At 71.2% G+C, this 18,119-nt stretch carries 18 protein-coding genes; 7 read left to right on the top strand and 11 right to left on the bottom strand.

Annotated elements, in window-relative coordinates; translation table 11 throughout:
- Positions 1 to 55 precede the first annotated feature (55 nt).
- Positions 56 to 1,366 (bottom strand): alpha-amylase family protein, encoded by a 1,311-nt coding sequence (locus GGQ55_RS08355; RefSeq protein ID WP_179715988.1) that lies wholly within the window; start codon positions 1,364 to 1,366, stop codon positions 56 to 58.
- A gap of 30 nt (positions 1,367 to 1,396) precedes the next feature.
- Here GGQ55_RS08355 and GGQ55_RS08360 point away from each other — a divergent pair, with 30 nt between their 5' ends.
- Both GGQ55_RS08360 and GGQ55_RS08365 read left to right on the top strand, forming a co-directional pair.
- Complete coding sequence (locus GGQ55_RS08360) at positions 1,397 to 1,849, top strand: DinB family protein (RefSeq protein WP_179715990.1); 453 nt, start codon at positions 1,397 to 1,399, stop codon at positions 1,847 to 1,849.
- On the top strand, positions 1,836 to 2,348 hold the full coding sequence (locus GGQ55_RS08365; protein ID WP_179715991.1) for a hypothetical protein: 513 nt from the start codon (positions 1,836 to 1,838) through the stop codon (positions 2,346 to 2,348). The genes GGQ55_RS08360 and GGQ55_RS08365 overlap by 14 nt, the downstream gene beginning before the upstream one ends.
- Here the strand turns inward: GGQ55_RS08365 and GGQ55_RS08370 are convergent.
- Complete coding sequence (locus tag GGQ55_RS08370) at positions 2,345 to 3,145, bottom strand: MBL fold metallo-hydrolase (RefSeq protein ID WP_179715993.1); 801 nt, start codon at positions 3,143 to 3,145, stop codon at positions 2,345 to 2,347. The genes GGQ55_RS08365 and GGQ55_RS08370 overlap by 4 nt on opposite strands.
- Before the next feature lie 95 nt (positions 3,146 to 3,240).
- Positions 3,241 to 5,856, bottom strand: a complete 2,616-nt coding sequence (gene dnaB, locus GGQ55_RS08375) for a replicative DNA helicase (protein ID WP_179715995.1) — start codon at positions 5,854 to 5,856, stop codon at positions 3,241 to 3,243.
- 550 nt (positions 5,857 to 6,406) lie between these two features.
- Between dnaB and GGQ55_RS08380 the strand changes: the two genes are divergently transcribed.
- A complete protein-coding gene (locus GGQ55_RS08380; protein ID WP_179715997.1) occupies positions 6,407 to 6,829 on the top strand; it encodes a RidA family protein in 423 nt (140 codons plus the stop codon).
- 107 nt (positions 6,830 to 6,936) lie between these two features.
- On the opposite strand, the gene rplI is transcribed toward GGQ55_RS08380, so the two are convergent.
- The 5 genes from rplI to GGQ55_RS08405 form a co-directional block, all read right to left on the bottom strand.
- Positions 6,937 to 7,383: a 50S ribosomal protein L9 gene (rplI, locus tag GGQ55_RS08385; RefSeq protein WP_179715999.1), complete on the bottom strand. Its 447-nt coding sequence runs from the start codon at positions 7,381 to 7,383 to the stop codon at positions 6,937 to 6,939.
- An 11-nt stretch (positions 7,384 to 7,394) separates the two neighbouring features.
- Complete coding sequence (rpsR, locus tag GGQ55_RS08390) at positions 7,395 to 7,631, bottom strand: 30S ribosomal protein S18 (RefSeq protein ID WP_179716001.1); 237 nt, start codon at positions 7,629 to 7,631, stop codon at positions 7,395 to 7,397.
- A gap of 40 nt (positions 7,632 to 7,671) precedes the next feature.
- The gene (locus tag GGQ55_RS08395; RefSeq protein WP_179716003.1) at positions 7,672 to 8,157 is read right to left on the bottom strand and encodes a single-stranded DNA-binding protein; all 486 of its coding nucleotides are present in this window, start codon (positions 8,155 to 8,157) and stop codon (positions 7,672 to 7,674) included.
- Positions 8,158 to 8,159: 2 nt separating this feature from the next.
- Positions 8,160 to 8,450, bottom strand: a complete 291-nt coding sequence (gene rpsF, locus GGQ55_RS08400) for a 30S ribosomal protein S6 (protein ID WP_179716005.1) — start codon at positions 8,448 to 8,450, stop codon at positions 8,160 to 8,162.
- A gap of 222 nt (positions 8,451 to 8,672) precedes the next feature.
- Positions 8,673 to 9,764, bottom strand: a complete 1,092-nt coding sequence (locus GGQ55_RS08405) for a hypothetical protein (RefSeq protein ID WP_179716007.1) — start codon at positions 9,762 to 9,764, stop codon at positions 8,673 to 8,675.
- 141 nt (positions 9,765 to 9,905) lie between these two features.
- Between GGQ55_RS08405 and GGQ55_RS08410 the strand changes: the two genes are divergently transcribed.
- Positions 9,906 to 10,721, top strand: coding sequence for a deoxyribonuclease IV (locus tag GGQ55_RS08410; protein WP_179716009.1), 816 nt, complete (start codon positions 9,906 to 9,908; stop codon positions 10,719 to 10,721).
- Here GGQ55_RS08410 and GGQ55_RS08415 read toward each other — a convergent pair.
- From GGQ55_RS08415 to GGQ55_RS08425, 3 genes are all read right to left on the bottom strand, one after another.
- Complete coding sequence (locus GGQ55_RS08415) at positions 10,608 to 12,158, bottom strand: glycosyltransferase family 87 protein (RefSeq protein WP_366489005.1); 1,551 nt, start codon at positions 12,156 to 12,158, stop codon at positions 10,608 to 10,610. The two genes, GGQ55_RS08410 and GGQ55_RS08415, sit on opposite strands and share 114 nt — an antisense overlap.
- 85 nt (positions 12,159 to 12,243) lie before the next feature.
- Positions 12,244 to 14,346 carry a transglycosylase domain-containing protein gene (locus GGQ55_RS08420; RefSeq protein ID WP_366489006.1) on the bottom strand — a complete coding sequence of 701 codons (2,103 nt, stop codon included), beginning with the start codon at positions 14,344 to 14,346 and terminating at the stop codon, positions 12,244 to 12,246.
- A gap of 564 nt (positions 14,347 to 14,910) precedes the next feature.
- On the bottom strand, positions 14,911 to 15,309 hold the full coding sequence (locus GGQ55_RS08425; protein ID WP_366489007.1) for a DUF5318 family protein: 399 nt from the start codon (positions 15,307 to 15,309) through the stop codon (positions 14,911 to 14,913).
- A 145-nt stretch (positions 15,310 to 15,454) separates the two neighbouring features.
- On the opposite strand from GGQ55_RS08425, the gene GGQ55_RS08430 reads away from it, so the two are divergent.
- The 3 genes from GGQ55_RS08430 (at position 15,455) to GGQ55_RS08440 (ending at position 18,113) form a co-directional block, all read left to right on the top strand.
- Positions 15,455 to 16,063: a PadR family transcriptional regulator gene (locus tag GGQ55_RS08430; RefSeq protein ID WP_179716016.1), complete on the top strand. Its 609-nt coding sequence runs from the start codon at positions 15,455 to 15,457 to the stop codon at positions 16,061 to 16,063.
- Positions 16,064 to 16,109: 46 nt separating this feature from the next.
- Positions 16,110 to 17,189 carry an inositol-3-phosphate synthase gene (locus GGQ55_RS08435; protein ID WP_179716018.1) on the top strand — a complete coding sequence of 360 codons (1,080 nt, stop codon included), beginning with the start codon at positions 16,110 to 16,112 and terminating at the stop codon, positions 17,187 to 17,189.
- 150 nt (positions 17,190 to 17,339) lie between these two features.
- Positions 17,340 to 18,113, top strand: a complete 774-nt coding sequence (locus GGQ55_RS08440; protein WP_179716021.1) for a hypothetical protein — start codon at positions 17,340 to 17,342, stop codon at positions 18,111 to 18,113.
- Positions 18,114 to 18,119 lie beyond the last annotated feature (6 nt).

Genomic DNA, 18,119 nt, shown 5'->3' on the forward strand with positions numbered 1-18,119 from the left:
CGATGGCGGAGGGGTCTGACAATCCGCTGAACGGCAGATGTCGGTCCGCCGTGGATCAGCGGGGCCGGACGAGCAGGTAGGCGTGCGGCTCGACGCGGGCGTTCCTGTCGTCGACCGTGCCGTCGCCGTCCTCGACCCGGCCCTCGAACGGCAGCTGGACGTCGGCGGGGACGTCGCCGACGTTGAGGACGACCTCGAGCGTCTCGTCCCCGGCGGTGAGGGCGAAGGCGAGGACGTCGTTGGTGAGCAGGTCGGGCTCGCCGATCGTGGCGCCGGCCAGCCAGGGGTTGCGCCGGCGGACGCCGATCAGCCGGCGGTGCAGCTCCTCGGTGGCCGCCGCCTCGCCTTCCGGGCGCTCGGGCTGTGCGGCGAAGGCGGGGCGGACGGCGTCGTCCCCTCCCTCCCTGTCCTCCTTGACGCCGCGCAGCGCCCACTCGTCGCCGTAGTAGACGGTGGGGACGCCCGGCAGCGTGCACAGCAGCGCGACCGCGAGCCGGATGTGCCGGGGGTCGGTGAGCCGGCTGGCCAGGCGGGTGACGTCGTGGTTGCCGACGAAGGTCTGGGGGAGGAAGGCGCGGGCGAACTCGCCGTGCCGCTGCACGGCGTGGGCCAGCTCGAACAGGTTGCGGTCGTTGAGGGAGCTCCAGACGGCCTTCCACAGCTCGTACTGGGTGACCGAGTCGACTGCGGAGCGCCGGACGAAGTCGGCGTAGTCGCCGTGGATGACCTCACCCACCACCCAGAGGTCGGGGTGCCGCTCGCGGACCCGTGGCAGGACCTCGCGCCAGAACTCGGGCGGGACGGCGTAGGCGGCGTCGAGCCGCCAGGCATCGACGCCGCGGTCGCACCACGTCGTCAGGACCTCGACGACGTGGTCCACGACCTCGGGGTTGCCGTGGTCGAGGGTGACCAGGCCACCGTGGCCCTCGAAGGTGCGGTAGCCGAAGCCGTCGGGGCCGTCCCCATCCACGTGGAACCAGGCGGCCGAGGGGTGCTGCGGGCCGTGCTCGAGGAGGTCGCGGAATCTCGCGTGGCCGCGGCCCACGTGGTTGAAGACGCCGTCGAGCAGGATCTTGACCCCGCTGTCGTGGCAGGCGGCGATGACGTGCCGGAGGTCGTCCTCGGTGCCGAGCCGGCGGTCGACGCGGAAGTGGTCGACGGTGTCGTAGCCGTGGGTGCCCGACTCGAAGACCGGCCCGAGGGCGAGGCCGTTGCAGCCGAGTTCGAGCAGGTGGGGGAGCCACGCCTCGAGCTGCCGCAGCCGGGGTCTGCCGGGCTCGCCGTCCGGGAGGGCGGTGCGCTCGGCGCCGACGAAGCCGAGGGGGTACACCTGCCACCAGATGGCGTGCCGGATCCAGTCGCTCACCTGGGGCCCATGCCCGCTACGGTCCGCGCCATGCCGTCGGAGAAGGAGGACCTGGCGGAGCTGGGTCGATACGCGTTCTCGCGGTTGCGGGATCGGCTGAGCGGACTTCCGGACGACGAGTTCACGTGGGAGCCCGCGCCCGGGGTGGCGACGATCGCCTGGCGGCTGGGGCACATCGCCGACCTGCTCGCGGAGGAGCGCAACGCCACGTGGCTCGGGGTGCCGGGCCCGGTGGGGCCGGGGCCGGCGGCGGACGCCGCCGGTGCGCTGCTCGCGCTGGATGCCGCGTTCGCGGTGTGGACGACGGTGCTGTCGGCCGTGCCGGAATCGTCACTGGCGGAGCCGATCGGGCCGGTCGGCGGCCCTCATGCCGACTCGACCCGCCGCGCATTCGTGCTGCACGTGCTCGACGAGCTGATCCACCACGGCGCCGAGGTGGCACTGGTGCGGGATCTCTGGGAGGCGAAACGTGGAACATCGTGACGCGCTGGAGGCCGTGAGCGCGGCGCTGGCCGATCCTCATCGGACCCTCGACGTGCTGCTCGCCGCGGCGGACGAGGACGAGGCGCGGCAGCGGGTTGCCGAGGCATTCGAGGTCAGCCCCGAGCAGGCGCAGGTGGTGCTGGACATGCAGTTCCGCCTGCTGACCGCGACCCGACGGGCGGCGCTCGCCGACGAACTGCGGCGCGAGAGAACGCCGCTCGGAACCCCGATGCACCTGCGGGCGGGGTTGGACGACTCGGGTCGGCGGGCCACGGTGGTCGTCGACGGCGTCGAGATCTCCGGTCGAGGCCGGACGGCGGCGAGGGCGGTGGAGGACCTGGCGCGGCGCGTGCTGGAGGACGTGGCCCGACCGCAGCACCGGCCGGTCATCGTGCAGGTGGAGGGCGTCGACGGCGTGGAGCGGTTCGTGGCGACGCACGACCAGATCCGCTCGTACGCCCGCGACGAGACGCCGGACGAGTACTTCTGGAACTCCTAGGTCGCGGCGTCCCAGCGGCGGGGCTCCGTCGAGGTGACCCGGCCGCTCCGGAGCTCGGGGAAGTGCGCTCCCACGCCGGTCGTGCGGGGATCGGCGAGGGCCTGCCAGAGACGCTCACGGGTCCGTTCGGCGAGGGCGGGGTCGACGTCGCCCATCGAGTGCCAGGTGGGCTGCTCGAGCTGCACCGGGCAGGTGATCGCGTCACCGAGGAGCAGGAAGCGCTCCGGGCCGCCGTCGAGGGCGACGGAGAGGTGCCCGGGTGTGTGGCCCGGCGTCATGATGGCGTCCACTCCGCGGGCCACGGTCGTGTCCTGGTCGAGCAGCTTCAGCTGGGCGGAGCCGCGGAGGCCGCGTTCGATGTGCGGCGCCATCTCACCGGGGCCGTCGACGAAGTGGTGCCAGTCGCCGGCACCGAACCAGATCGTCGCGGCGGGGAAGACCGGTACGGCCTGCTCGTCGAACAGCCAGCCCACGTGGTCGGCGTGCAGGTGCGTGCAGACGACGTCGGTGATCTCCTCGCGGTCGACCCCGGCGGCGCGCAGGCCGGTCAGCAGCTGCCCGCCGACGAGGTACATGTCCTCGGGGAGCTGCTGCAGTTGTGGCCCGAGGCCGGCATCGACCAGGATCGTCCGGCCGCCGGCGCGGACCAGGAAGCTGCCGATCGGCAGCCACGCCGCACCGGCGCGGTCGAAGACGTCGGATCGTGCGTGGGACACCGCATCGGGGCCGAAGTAGCGCGGTCGGGCGATGAACGTCCCGTCGGTCAGGGCGGTGACCTGCAGCTCTCCGACGCGCACGGGGTCACTCTGCCAAGCCTCGGCGCGCGCCGTCCTGCGGGTCCGGAACGACGAACGGACCCTCCGCCGGGGCGGAGGGGGCGTTCAGGGCCGGGTCAGTTGGCCATGTCCACGAAGCGGCTGTAGTGGCCCTGGAATGCGACCGTGACATTTGCCGTCGGACCATTACGGTGCTTCACCAGCATGATGTCCGCTTCTCCGGCGCGAGGGGATTCCTTTTCGTACATGTCCTCGCGGTGGATCATCATGACCATATCCGCATCTTGTTCGATCGAACCCGATTCGCGAAGGTCAGAAAGCATTGGCTTTTTGTCTTGCCGCTGCTCAGAGCCACGGTTGAGCTGGCTCATCGCGATGACCGGAACCTCGAGTTCCTTCGCCAGAAGCTTCAGTGCCCGGGAGAATTCTGACACTTCCTGCTGACGACTTTCAACCCTTTTCCCGGAGGTCATCAGCTGCAGGTAGTCGATGACGACGAGCTTGAGGTCGTTGCGCTGCTTGAGCCGCCGGGCCTTGGCGCGGATCTCCATCATCGTCATGTTCGGCGAGTCGTCGATGTAGAGCGGTGCGTCGGCCACCTCGCCCATGCGGCGGGCCAGCTTCGACCAGTCCTCGTCGGACAGCGTGCCGGCGCGCATGTGGTGCAGCGGCACCTTCGCCTCGGCCGAGAGCAGACGCATGGTGATCTCGTGCTTGCTCATCTCCAGCGAGAAGATGCAGGTCGCCTGGTGGTTCTTGATCGCCGCCGAGCGCGCGATGTCCAGCCCGAGCGTCGAGTTGTGCGTCGGGATGAAGCTGCGCCCCGCCAGGAAGAGGTGGTCCCCCGCGTCGACCTGGATGCACCGCACCGGCACGCTCGCGATCCGGCGGACGTCCGTGATGAAGCGGGTTCCGCGCGCGGTGAACGTTCGCGCACCCCGCTCCTTGTGCAGGATCTGCTTCCGAACGAGCTTGAAGACCTGGTCGTCCGTGCTGAACGTCAGCGTGTAGGCGGTCGATGAGTCCTCGCTGCGGCCGCGGACCCGCTTGGTGGTCATCCGCACTCGGTGACCAAGGCTCGCGATGAGTTCACGAGTGTCCTCGGCCAGTCGTCGGCTGGTCACGGCGAACTGGACGGCGCCTCCGGGGGTGACCGTGCCGTCGGTGTCGAGCAGACCGGCCAACAGTGCCCGTCGCTGAGCTTCGGATGCACGGAGGTACTGGATCGGGATGTGCTTGTTGTTCAGCACGCCGACCTTGCGGAGAAGCGCCTTGACGGTTCCGTGGTCGTCCCGACAGGCCTGGCACTGGAGGAGACCAGCTGACGGTCCACCACAGTCCGGGCAGGTCGCCCGGCGCCCCACTCCGCCGCTGGCGCGCAGAGCACCGCCACAGGTCTTGCCGCACGTCTGCACTTGCGAGGTCTTCGGCGCGAAGAGACGCCCGCACATCGGGCAGGCGCGCTCGATGATGGCGGCCGGCTCGGGCAGCCGCATCGCGTAGCGGCGGTCGACGTTCGTCTGGTCGACAACGAGGCCCTCGGCCTCGATGTAGGCCGCGATCTCCGGATCCGCGCTGGTGTACTGCGCTGCAGCGGACGTGCCGTCGCCGAGCCAGACGCCCAGGGCGTAGGGCGGGAGCAGCAGGTCGGTCGCAGGCAGGTCCAACGGCGCGGCATTCGTCACCGAGTGATTGAGCCGTGCGTCCTTGGTGGCGCAGCGGACCGTCCGGGCGATCTCTTCAGTGGTCCGCACCTCCGCGAACGTCCTCTGGCTGCGGTAGCCGTTGTAGCCGGCAGCGGCGGCCTGGGCGGACTTACGGCTGGCACGGGTCTCGGTGAGCCACTGGTGCTGGGCATCGGCGACGATCACCGAGCCGTCGGAGAAGTGGACCTCGTAGCAGGGACGGTCGACCATCACCCCGGTGGCGGCCACGACAGTCGTCGGCCGGCCGTCGGAACCGAGGACCCGGGCGCCGACGCGGATCTCGCCCATCGTGGTCCAGCCGTCGGGCGTCGCGATCGGGGTGTCGAGCGCCAGCGCCTTGCCCACGCCCGGACGAGCGGCGATGACGATCATCTGGCCGGCCTGCAGGCCGTTGGTCAGCTCGTCGAGGTCGCGGATGCCGGTGGGCACACCGCGGCTGACGCCGCCGCGGGAGGCGATGGCGTCGAGCTCGTCCATCGTCGGCTGCAGGATGTCCTCGAGGCGCGAGTAGTCCTCGGACATCCGCTTCTCGGTGACGTCGTAGATCTCCTGCTGGGCGCGGTCGACGATGTCGTCGACGTCCCCGCGCCCGCCGGCGGCGCCGTACCCGAGCTGCACCACGCGGGTCCCCGCCTCGACCAGCCGGCGCAGCACCGCCTGCTCGGCGACGATCGCCGCGTAGTAGCCGGCGTTGGCCGCCGTCGGGGTCGACTGGATCAGCGTGTGCAGGTACACCGCGCCGCCCATCTTGGACAGCTGGTCGGTGCGGTTGAGCTCCGCGGACACGGTGATGGCGTCGGCCGGCTCACCGCGGCCGTAGAGGTCGAGGATGCAGTCGAAGATGACCTGGTGGGCCGGGCGGTAGAAGTCGTTGCCGTGCAGGACCTCGACCACGTCGGCGATCGCGTCCTTGCTCAGCAGCATGCCGCCGAGCACCGACTGCTCGGCCGCGACGTCCTGCGGCGGCTGCCGGTCGTACTCGGGCGCCGACGGGGTCGGCCTGCTGAACTCGTCGGCGATCGCCACGCCGGACCCCTCCATCCACTCACCTGCGCACCCGCGAACAGACCCCCGTCGCTGACGGGGGTCTGGTGGGGGAAGCACCAGGACGCGACACGCAAAGACTCGAACGTGTGTTCGGGTCGTGTCTACCGCCGGGCACCGACAACTTCGCGCGCTCCGGCAGCAGCGAGAGAGGACGTTAGGAAGCGCGGACGGACCAGTCCAACACCGGTGGGGACGTCGTTCTGCACAACTTGTGGACAAGTCGGTGGACGGACGCATGTCGACATGTGGAGAAGTGCGGGGACACCTGCCGGACATCTCCCGTCATCGGGCCTGTCACCTGCACGAACGCCGCTCACGGCCTGTGGACCGGAGAAAGTCCCAAAATCGTCCGCGCGTCGTCCCCCGGCGTGTCGCGGCGACTGCCCGTCGCTGCTCATCCGTCCCACCGTCCACAGCCCCTGAGGGGCCTCCGGACGAGACGCTCCAGACCCGCCAGGCGGCCGGTCAGGGGGTCCAGCATGGTCGGCACCCCGGCCGGCGGGGCCGGACGTGAGCGGAGGGAGCCGCGATGACCCTGACCCGAACGCCTATCAACCCCTGGCCCTGGTCGCTGGCCTTCGGCTTCAACCAGGGCGAGCTGGTGGAGGGCGCCGGCCGCGTGCTCGTGCTCTCCGGGCAGGCCGCCGCGGCGGCCGACGGTTCCCCGCAGCACATCGGGGACATGGCCGCTCAGGCCTCGCTCGCCGTCGACAACATCGAGACGGTGCTGCGCGAGGCCGGCATGACGCTGGCGAACGTCGTCCGCATCAACGTCTTCACCACCGACGTCGACGCGATGCTGGGCGCCTGGGAGGCCATGACGAAGCGCTTCGAGGCCGCGGGCGGCTCGCTGACGAGCACGCTGGTCGGCGTCACCCGCCTCGCCTTCCCCGAGCTGATGGTGGAGATCGAGGCCACCGCCGTCGGTGCGGCGGCCGCTACCGGGCCGTGAACGCCGCGAGGGGCGCCGGACCGGAGTCCGACGCCCCTCGCGGGCGGTGGGCCCCGTCCAGAGGCTCACCCCGAGCGTGCGAGGGGTGAGGGGGACGGGGTGTTTTATTACGCGGCGACGACGTCGATGACCAGCTGGGTCGTGACCTCGGGGTGCACCCGCACGGTGACGGTGTGCTGGCCCGTGGTCTTGATGCTGCTGGGCAGGTCGATCCGGCGCCGGTCCAGCTCCGGGCCACCGGCGGCGGTGACGGCCGCGGCGACGTCGGCGGTGGTGACCCGGCCGAACAGGCGGCCGCCGTCACCGGCGCGGGCTGGCACCCGGACGGTCAGGCCGGAGAGGCTGCCGGCCAGGGCCTGCGCCTCGTCGAGCGAGCGGACCTCACGAGCGGCCCGCGCCCGGCGCAGCGAGTCGACCTGCTTCTCGGCACCGCGCGTGGCCTTGATGGCCAGCCCGCGGGGCAGGAGGTAGTTGCGGCCGTAGCCGCCCTTGACCTCGACGGTGTCGCCGGAGGACCCGAGACCGGTGACCTCCTGCGTCAGGATCAGCTTCATGGTGGTCATGGTCAGCGCGCCGTGGAGGTGTAGGGCAGCAGGGCCATCTCACGGCTGTTCTTCACGGCCGTGGCGACGTCCCGCTGGTGCTGGCTGCAATTGCCGCTGACGCGGCGGGCACGGATCTTGCCGCGGTCGGAGATGAACTTCCGCAGCAGGGCCGTGTCCTTGTAGTCGATGTAGGTCGCCTTGTCCTTGCAGAACTGGCAGACCTTCTTCTTGGGCTTGCGAACGGGTGGCTTGGGCACCGGAGTTCTCCAGAAAAGTCGAAAAGGGGTTCAGGAAGGATCAGAAGGGAGGCTCGTCGGACGGCCCGGCGGGCGTCGACCACGGGTCGCTGGCACCGCCACCGCCGCCGCTGAAGCCACCACCGCCGCCGCCACCGCTGAAGCCGCCGCCGCCCTCACCGCGCGAGGCGCGGGTGACCTTGGCCGTGGCGTACCGGAGCGAGGGGCCGATCTCGTCGACCTCCAGCTCGATGACGGTGCGCTTCTCGCCTTCCTTCGTGTCGAAGGAGCGCTGCTTGAGCCGGCCGCTCACGATGACCCGCGAGCCGCGGGTCAGCGACTCGGCCACGTTCTCGGCCACCTGCCGCCACACGTTGCAGCGGAGGAACAGCGCCTCGCCGTCCTTCCACTCCTGGGACTGGCGGTCGAAGGTGCGCGGCGTCGAGGCCACGGTGAAGTTGGCGACGGCGGCGCCCGAGGGCGTGAAGCGCAGCTCCGGGTCGGCGGTCAGGTTGCCGACGACGGTGATGACGGTCTCGCCGGCCATGGTCAGTGGACCTCGGGCCGCATCAGCTTCGTGCGCAGCACCGACTCGTTCAGGTTGAGCTGCCGGTCGAGCTCGGCCACGGCCGCGGGCTCGGCATCGATGTCGATGACGGCGTAGATGCCCTCGATCTGCTTCTTGATCTCGTAGGCGAGCCGGCGACGGCCCCAGATGTCCACCTTGCCGATGGTGCCGTTGGCCTTGGTGATGACGGTCAGGAACCGGTCGAGCGACGGAGCGATCGTCCGCTCCTCGAGCTCGGGGTCGAGGATGACCATCAGTTCGTAGTGACGCACGGAGAACCCCACCTCCTCTGGTCTGGGCGGCTGCAGTCGGTCTGCAGCAGGAGGGTCGTACACGCGTCGCGCGCCCCGGCGGTGCCGGAACGCGCAGCGACAAGGCTACCAGCGCCGCAGAAGGCCCCGCCCGCCGTCCACAGGGAGGGCCGCGTTCCACGTGGAACGCGGCCGCCGTCACCCGTGAGGGGACGACGGCCGCGTGACGAGCGAACGGGTCGTTCAGCGACCGCGGTGCACCTGCTGCGCGGCGCGGTGGGCCTGGTGCGTGCGGACCAGAGCCGCGGTGACGGCGGCCAGCGCGACCACGGCCGCGAGCGCCGGCACGGGCAGCGCCGGGGCCGACGCCGCACCCGGGGCGGCCGCGGCGGCGTCGGCTTCCTCGAGGTCCGAGCCGTTCAGACCGGCCAGCTGGCCGAACACCGGCACCGATGCGCCGTCGTACTGCCCGGCCACCCCGCCGGCCCCACCGGCGGCAGAGGAGGAACCGCTCGGCGTGCCGCTGCCCGGGGCGGAGAACCGCGAGGGGTCGAACGCGGCGGCAGCGGCGGTGTCCACCGGTGCCATCTGCGGCGCGCCCGCACCCGTGTCGTAGGTGTACTGGGTGCCGGGCACGCTCTGCGCCGTCGTGCCGGTCGTGGTCGTCGTCGTGATCGTCTGCGTGCCGGGCACGCCCCCGCTCGCCTGCGGGATCGTCGTGCCGCCGAGCGCGGGCACCTGGACGGTCACCTGCGGGACCTGCGGCAGGTTCACGCTCGGCAGGTTCGGCAGCGGGAGCAGGGTGTTGACGATGAACGGCGTCGGGACGCCGATCGCCACCGTCGTCTGCTGGCCGTTGTAGTTGACGACCTGGTTCTGCGGCATGGCCGCGATCGCCTGGCCGGTCACCGAGTTGAGCACGGTGCCGACGATCGAGCTGTCAGGGACGGTGACCCGGTAGGTGTAGGTGATCGTGCAGCCGACGCAGGACGACGGGAACGTCTCGGCCCACGACTCGCCCTTCTTCAGCGGGTGCGCGCCGGAGGGCAGACCGAGCGCGACGTCGGTGTGGACGGTGGCGGTGACCAGCGAGGGGATCAGCCCGCCGCCGCCGACCTGCACCGTCTTGTCCTCGATGAGGTTGACGAAGGTGACCTTGCCGCCGGCGTCGACCGACACCAGCGGCGGTGTCAGGTCCTTGATCTCGACCTTGGCGGTGGGGTCAGCGCTGGCGCTCGGTGCGAGCAGCACCGAGCCGACGAGGATCGCCAGCCAGCCCAGCACGATCGCCGCGAGGCCGCGGCGCGCGCTGCGCGTGATCCGACCGGTTGCCATCTGCTCCGTACCTCCGCGTCCACCGGCGCCGCTCCTGGCGCCTGTTACCAGCGAGTAACCCCCGTCACGCTGCAAGAACGATGATGTGTGTGCGGAGTTACGGCTAAACCTGAAGTTGCGGCCGAACTAGGGTCGGTCACCGTGGCCACTCACCCGATCGGCGTACACATCGGCCCAGGACTCACCGACGAGAACGAGCTGGTCGACGGCGGTCCGCTCGCCCGCGCGGCGGAGATGGACGCCGACGGCGTGCAGATCTTCCTGACCGATCCGCAGAGCTACGCGACGCCGAAGCCCCGTCCGGACGCCGAGGCGCTCAAGGCCAGCGACGTCCTGGTCGTCGTCCACGCGCCGTACATGCTCAACGTGGCGACGACGAACAACCGGATCCGCATCCCGAGCCGCAAGCTCCTGGCCGCGCACGCGCAGGCCTCCGCGGCCGTCGGCGCCTTCGGGATGGTCGTGCACGGCGGCCACGTGCTGGCCAAGGACGACCCCGCGGTCGGCGTCGACAACTGGCGCAAGACGTTCAGCCGTCAGGCCGACGACGGCGGCTTCCCCCTGCCGATCTTCCTGGAGAACACCGCCGGCGGGGGCAACGCGATGACCCGCGACCTCGACGCCCTCGGCCGGCTGTGGGAGGCGATCGGCGAGTTCGGCGCCGGCTTCGTGCTCGACACCTGCCACGCCTGGGCCGCCGGCTGGGACCTCGAGACCGCCGTGGACGACGTCCGGGCGATCACCGGCCGGGTCGACCTCGTGCACCTCAACAACAGCCGCGACCCGCAGGGCTCCAGCCGCGACCGGCACGCCCCGCTCGAGGACGGCGAGATCCCGACCGAGCTACTCGTCGGCGTCGCGCGCTCCGCCGGCTGCCCCGTCGTCCTGGAGACCCCGGGGGACAGCGCCGCGCACGCCGGGGAGATCGCGGCCCTCCGCGAGGCGCTCGCCGGCTGACCGCCGACGCAGCACGAACCGGTCAGGGGCGTGGTCGAGCACGCCGCCCGCCGGGTCGTCGACGCCGGGCCACGAGCGCCGGACGACGTCCTCGTCCGGGCGCAGGATGTCGCGCACCACCAGCGCCATCAGGGTGACGACGGCGACGTCCCGGATGCCGACGGCGAGGAAGAACCACTCGACCTCGATGCCCTTGTTCTGCGTGCCCAGGTACCAGAGCAGCCGGGGCACCCACAGCAGCACCTCGGTCGCCTGCCAGAGCAGCAGCGAGCGCCACTTCGGCCGGGCCAGCACCGCCAGCGGGAGCAGCCACAGCGAGTACTGCGGGCTCCACACCTTGTTCAGCAGCAGGAAGCCGGCCACGACCAGGAAGGCCAGCTGCGCCACCCGCGGGCGCGTCGGAGCGGCGAGCGTCAGCCAGGCGATGCCGAGGACGAACAGCAGCAGGACGACGGCGATGACGATGTTGAGCACCGTCGGCGTCTGCCCCTCCGCCAGCGGCCCGTCGAACAGCCGCTGGCCGGTGGCCGCCAGGAGCAGGTTCCAGATGGTGTCCGGATCTGCCGGCCGGCTGCCGTTGAGGGCGAAGAAGCGCGCCCAGTTCGCCGGGGCGAGGACGGCGATCGGTCCGTTGACGACCAGCCACGTGACTCCGGCGGCGATCACCGCGCGCAGCCAGGGGCGCAACCGTCCGGCGCGCAGGCAGAGCAGGAAGAGCACCCCCAGCAGCAGGACCGGGTAGAGCTTCGCGGCGACGCCCAGGCCGATCAGGACGCCGGCCAGCGCGGGGCGGGACCGCGCCCACGCCCACAGCCCGAGAGTGGACAGCGCGACGGCGAACAGGTCCCAGTTGGTGAACGCGTGCACGAACAGCAGCGGTGACAGCGCGACCATCGCCGCGTCCCACGGCCGCCGTCCGGACAGGCCGAGCACCGCGCGCGTGATCAGGAACGCGCAGGCCGAGAGCAGCAGGCAGGTGACGACGTAGTAGCTCTCCACCGCCGGCACCTGCGGCAGCAGCCCGAAGGAGCGGGCCAGCTCGTCGTAGCCGCCCGAGATGCCTGCCGCGAGCGCCATGAAGCCGCCGGTGAGCACCGGGTACTCGACCGGTGAGTCCAGGTAGGGCACCTGTCCGCTGCCCAGACCGCGCAGGCTGAACAGCGGGACGCTGTCGGAGTAGCAGAAGTGCGTGTACTGGACGAAGCCCGCCCAGTTGCCGCTGGCGCAGGGCACCTGCTTGATCCAGGCCGCGGCCAGCACGAGCGTGGTGAACAGCAGGCAGATCCGCAGCGGCGTCCAGAACAGCGCCCGCCCCGTGACGGCGTAGCGCCCCCACGGTCCGCCGACGGCCTCGCTGGCCTGCACGGCGACGGGGTCGACCCAGGTGGGGACGACGCGGTCGGGCCACTCGGGATCCGGCCGGGCCGCAGACGCCACGGACCCCTCCGGCCGGGGGCCGGAGGGGTCCGTGGGGGGATCGTCCGTGTGCGCTGGGGTCACTCCCCCAGTCTGCCGCGCCGGGTCAGCCGTTCGGCGCACCCTGCCCGGGCGGGGAGCCCTGGGTGCGGGTGCCGCCCTGGCCGCCGCCTCCCGGTCCCGGCAGGGGGAGCCCCCCGGCCGGCGGCGGCGAGCTGGTGGACGACGACGACGACGTGCTGGTGGACGTCTCGGAGGGGTCGGTCTCCGTCGGCTCGGTCGACTGCGTCGGTGCGGACTGCTGCGTCGGCGCCGGCGCGTCCGAGGTCGGCGCGGCGGACTGCGACGGGTCGGGCACACCGTGCCCGGTGTCGCCGGAGATGAGCGCCTTGCTCGGCAGCGGTTCCTTCGGCGTGCCCTTGAGCACGGTGTTCATGAACTCCTGCCAGATGGCACCCGGCAGGCCCGAGCCGTAGATCGGCTTGCCCTGGGCGTTGACGATGGCGTCCTGCTGGTCGCTGCCCATCCACACCGCGGTGGAGATCGAGGGGGTGTACCCGACCATGTAGGCATCCGTGTCGTCGACGGTGCTGCCCTGCTTGCCCTGCGTACCGGTCTTGCTGGCCACCTGGCGGCCGCCGGCCAGCGAGCGGTGGGAGTAGTCGGCCACGCCCTCGAGGGCGAAGCTGACGTCGTTGGCGACGTCGGACGGGACGGCCTGGGTGCCGGCGTCGCCGCCGTTCTGCAGCAGGACGGCGCCGGTGTTGTCGGCGACCTTCGCGACGAAGAACGGCGCGTGGTGGATGCCGCCGTTGGCGAACGTGGCGAAGCCGACCGCCTGGTCGACGGCGCGGACCTCGTACTCACCGATGCCGATCGACGAGCCGGTGACCCCGCTCTCGGGCGAGGCCAGCGTCTTCTTGCCGTCGAGCAGGCCGCCCTGCCACGTCTCCGGCAGGCCCGTGGCCTTGAGCGCGGTGTCGCGCACGTTGTCCGGCCCCACCTCGTAGGCCAGGCCGTAGAACGTGGTGTTCAGCGACCGGGTGATGGCCTCCTTGAGCGTGCAGGCGGGGCACGAGGCGTTCCCGGAGTTCCGCACCGGCGCCGTCCGGTCGGGGAAGGTCTGGGGCGAGCTGCCGTTCCGGCGCGCGTCGACGCTGATGCCCTGCTCCAGGGCGGTCGCCAGCACGTAGGGCTTCATCGACGAACCCGGCTGGCGCTGGGCCTGCGCGTAGTCGTTGCCCGTGCCCGACGGTCCGCCGTAGTAGGCCTTGACCGCGCCCGTCCTCGGGTCGACGGCGACCAGCGCCTGCCGCAGGTTCTGCGGTTCCCCGCCCATCACGTCGTTGACCGCGGTGACGGCGGCGTTCTGCATGCCCGGGTCGACGGTCGTGGTGATCCGCAGGCCACCGGCGCGGATCTGCTGCTCGGTGTAGCCCTTGCTCTCCAGCTCCTGGATGGCCTGCGTGACGATCAGGCCCTCGGGGCCCTTCGGCATGCCGAGCCCGCTCGCCGCCTTCGGGTTCACCGGCGGGTAGGTCGATGCCTGCCGGTCCGTCGAGGACAGCCAGCCCTCGGAGACCATCGCGTCGAGCACCTTGCCCCAGCGGTCCTGCGCGTCCTCGGGGTGGGACTCGGGGTCGTAGTACGAGGGGTTGCGGATCAGGACGGCGAGGACGGCGCCCTGCTGCGGGGTGAGCTGCGCGGCCTGGACGCCGAAGTACGTCTCCGCCGCGGCCTCGATGCCGTACGCACCGCGGCCGAAGTAGATGGTGTTGAGGTAGTTCTGGAGGATCTCGTCCTTGGAGTAGTTGTTGTCCAGCTTGATCGCCAGGAACAGCTCCTGGAACTTGCGGCTGAACGACTGCTCCTGCGTCAGGAAGGCGTTCTTGACGTACTGCTGGGTGATCGTCGACCCGCCCTGGGTCGAGCCGCCGGTGACGTTGTTCCAGGCGGCCCGCAGGATGCCGGTGAACGAGATGCCCGGGTCGGAGTAGTAGCTGCGGTTCTCCGCGGCGAGGATCGCGTAGCGGGCCGGCTTCGCCACCTGGTCGAGCGTGACGTTGGTGCGGTTCTCGTCGCCGAGCTTGGCCATCACGGTGGTGCCGTCGGAGTAGTACACGACGGTCGTCTGGGCGTTGACCACCGAGTCGGGGTCCGGGACGTCAGTACTGGCGTACACCACGCCGATGAAGACGCCGAGGAGCACGAACAGGCCCAGGATGCTCGCCAGCGCGATCTTCAGGCGACGACGACGGCGCTGCTTCTTGGTGCGCGCCGGCTTGCCCTTGCGGCCCCCGGGGCGGCCGGCGCCTGCGGGACGGCCGCCGGGGGGACGGCCGCCGGGCGGCCGACCGCCGCCGCTACCCCCGCTGCCGCCGCTGCCGGAACCGCCGGAACCGGCGCGAGAAGCGGTCGTGCGACCACGACCACCCCCGCCGGACGAGCGGCGGGGCGGCGGGGGAGTGCCACGACCGCTGCCGCTGCGCCCCGAGGCGCCGCCTCCCCCTCCGGTGCTCCGGGTGCGCGCCGGCGGCGGCCGGCGGACCGAGCCTGATCGCGGCGCGACCGGGGAGGTCTCGTCGTGGGAAGGCACGAATACGGCCCCTCTCGGACAGTCGTGTGCAGGGCACCGGGCAGGTCCCGGTCGCCAGGGTGGCGTCTTCAGCTGTCAATCACGGGGACAACGCGCGAGGACACTGCGCGTCACGGAACGCCTGTGACGGAAGGGTCCGACGTGACCGGTCTGTTCCCGGACAGGCTGTGACCGGCACTACTCCGTGGCGGCCCGACGCCTCTTGCGCCCACCCGGGGCCGGCTCGGCACCGAGCACGTACGAGCAGTCCAGGTGGTTCCAGCCGCAGCTGCGGCAGACCTCGACCGTGTAGACGGAGAACTCGTCCTGCATGGCGTCCATGCGGGCCAGCTCCACCTCGGTCTTGGCCTGTCCGGCGATGTGGCCGAGGTTCTCACCGTAGACGTAGTTGACCAGGGTGAGCCGTTCCTTGCGGCACACCGGGCACGACTCGTCGGTCGCCTGGCCGTGGTACTTCGCCGCCCGGGACAGGTACGGACTGGCGTCGCAGACCTCGTACAACCCGGTGCGCCCGGAGTAGACGTCGGCCAGGACCGCTCGCCTCTGCAGCGAGTAGTCGACGACGGATCGGCGCACGGCGTCAATGTACGCAAAGGGGCCCTCCGGCGGCGGGTCGGCGACGTCGGCGGGCGGCGTCCGTTTCCGGCCCGTTGTGTCCGTGTTCACCTGCCGATGTATCGTCTCGATACATCGACGGGACGACGGACGGAGGGCGACGACCGTGCTCGAGTTCGCCATCCTCGGCCTGCTGCAGCAGTCCCCGATGCACGGCTACGAGCTGCGCAAAGAGCTCGCCCAGCTGCTCGGCGGGCTCCGGAGCATCTCGTTCGGCTCGCTCTACCCCGCGCTGAAGCGGCTGCACGCGGCCGGCTACATCACCACCGCCGACCCCGAACCCAAGGCCCTGCTGCCGGCCGACGCCCCGCCGCTGACCGGGCGCCGCGGCAAGGTGGTCTACACGATCACCGCCGAGGGCAAGGAGCGCTTCCACGAGCTGGTGAGCGAGACCGGCCCCGAGGCCTACGACGACAGCGGTCTGTTCGGCGTCCGGCTGGCCTTCTTCCGGCACACCGCCGCCGACGCCCGGCTGCGCATCCTCGAGGGCCGCCGGCGCACCGTCGAGCGGCAGCGCGAGGGGCTGCGCGCCTCGCTGGCCCGCACCCGGGAGCGGGTCGACCGCTACACCCTCGAGCTCCAGCAGCACGGCCTCGACTCGGTCGACCGCGAGGTCCGCTGGCTCTCCGAGCTCATCGACCACGAGCGCCGCACGGCGCAGTCCCCCGATCCCTCCGCGGACACCTCCGCGGATCCGCCGTCCGAACCGCTCTAGACCCCCACACGCCAGGGCCGCACCGGTCCGAAGAGAAGGAGCATCCATGGGAAGCGTCAAGGTCGCCATCGTCGGCGTCGGCAACTGCGCCGCGTCGCTCGTGCAGGGCGTCCACTACTACCGGGACGCCGACGAGACGACGTCCGTGCCCGGGCTGATGCACGTCCGCTTCGGCGAGTACCACGTCTCCGACGTGGAGTTCGTCGCCGCGTTCGACGTCGACGCGAAGAAGGTCGGCCAGGACCTCTCCGCGGCGATCGTGGCCAGCGAGAACAACACCATCTCGATCTGCGACGTCCCGCCGCTGGGCGTGACCGTGCAGCGCGGCCACACCTTCGACGGCCTCGGCAAGTACTACCGCGAGACGATCGAGGAGTCCGACGAGCAGCCGGTCGACGTCGTCGCTGCGATCCGCGAGTCCGGCGCCGACGTGCTGGTCTGCTACCTGCCGGTCGGCTCGCAGCAGGCGACCGAGTTCTACGCCCAGTGCGCCCTGGACGCCGGCGTCGCGTTCGTCAACGCGCTGCCGGTGTTCATCGCCGGCACCAAGGAGTGGGCGGACAAGTTCACCGCCGCCGGGCTGCCGATCGTCGGCGACGACATCAAGAGCCAGGTCGGCGCCACCATCACCCACCGCGTCCTGGCCAAGCTGTTCGAGGACCGCGGCGTGCGGCTGGACCGCACGATGCAGCTCAACGTCGGCGGCAACATGGACTTCAAGAACATGCTCGAGAGGGAACGGCTGGAGTCCAAGAAGATCTCCAAGACCCAGTCGGTCACCTCGCAGGTCGACCGCGACATGGGCGTCGGCAACGTGCACATCGGCCCGTCGGACCACGTGCCGTGGCTGTCGGACCGCAAGTGGGCCTACGTCCGTCTCGAGGGCCGCGCGTTCGGCGACGTCCCGCTGAACCTGGAGTACAAGCTCGAGGTCTGGGACTCCCCGAACTCGGCCGGGATCATCATCGACGCCATCCGTGCGGCGAAGATCGCCAAGGACCGGGGCATCGGCGGCCCGCTGCTGTCGGCGTCGTCGTACTTCATGAAGAGCCCGCCGGTGCAGTACTCCGACAGCGAGGCGCACGACGCGGTGGAGAAGTTCATCCGCGGCGAGGTCGAGCGCTAAAAGGACCTCCTCGCCCCCCAGCCCTCGCACGCTCGGGCCGGGTCCCTGCGAGCAGGCCGCTCCAGAACGTCACCTGGGCCCGCTCCCTTCGGGGGGCGGGCCCGGTGCGGTTCCAGGCCTCTCCTAGGAACCGTGCCTACCCTGGCGGCCATGCCGTCCCGCCCCCGTTCGCTCCTGCTCGCCCTGGGGCTGCTGCTCGCACTGCTCGCCGGCTGCTCCGACAGCTCCGCCGCCGAGCGCAATCCCGGTGACAAGATCACCCGGGACGAGGCCGACGTCCTCGCCGAGCTGCTGCACCAGAACTTCGAGCACGGCGGCGCCGACTTCGTCGAGTCCGCTCCCTACGGCGAGGGCGCGGTGCTGACGCTCACCGGCCAGGTCGACTTCGTCCGCTCGATCGGGCACGCCCAGGCGGTCACCAAGTACCAGGACGGGCGCCCCGACGACACGCGTGAGGTCTTCTTCACGCCGGACAACATCTGGTTCGGCGACGTCCCCGGGCTCTCTGAGGCCCTCGCCGCCCACGGGCTGCCCGACGCGGCCTACATGGAGCGCCCGATGGCGGGCTCGACGGCGGAGGGGACGTCGTCCCTGGTCGACGTCCTCACCCAGCTGGTGCTGAACCTCTCCGCTCGCGGCGGCGACGACCCGCGCGCGTTCATGAACGGCTCGTACACCTGGCAGGGCCAGCGGTCGATCAACGGCGAGCTGGCGGCGGTGTACGCGCTCAGCGGCGGCAAGACGGTCGCGGTGTCGACCAAGGACAAGCTGCTGCTGCAGTACGTGACGCCGCTGCCCGACCAGGACTTCCAGGTGACGATCACGCTGTCCGAGCACGGCGAGCGGACGATCGCGCTGCCGACGCCGGACCAGACGGTGAATGCGGCCGACCAGCCGGAGATCGCGTCCCAGGTCGGGGTCTAGCGGCGC

Origin of the sequence: Petropleomorpha daqingensis, assembly GCF_013408985.1 — a bacterium.
Classification (GTDB): domain Bacteria; phylum Actinomycetota; class Actinomycetes; order Mycobacteriales; family Geodermatophilaceae; genus Petropleomorpha; species Petropleomorpha daqingensis.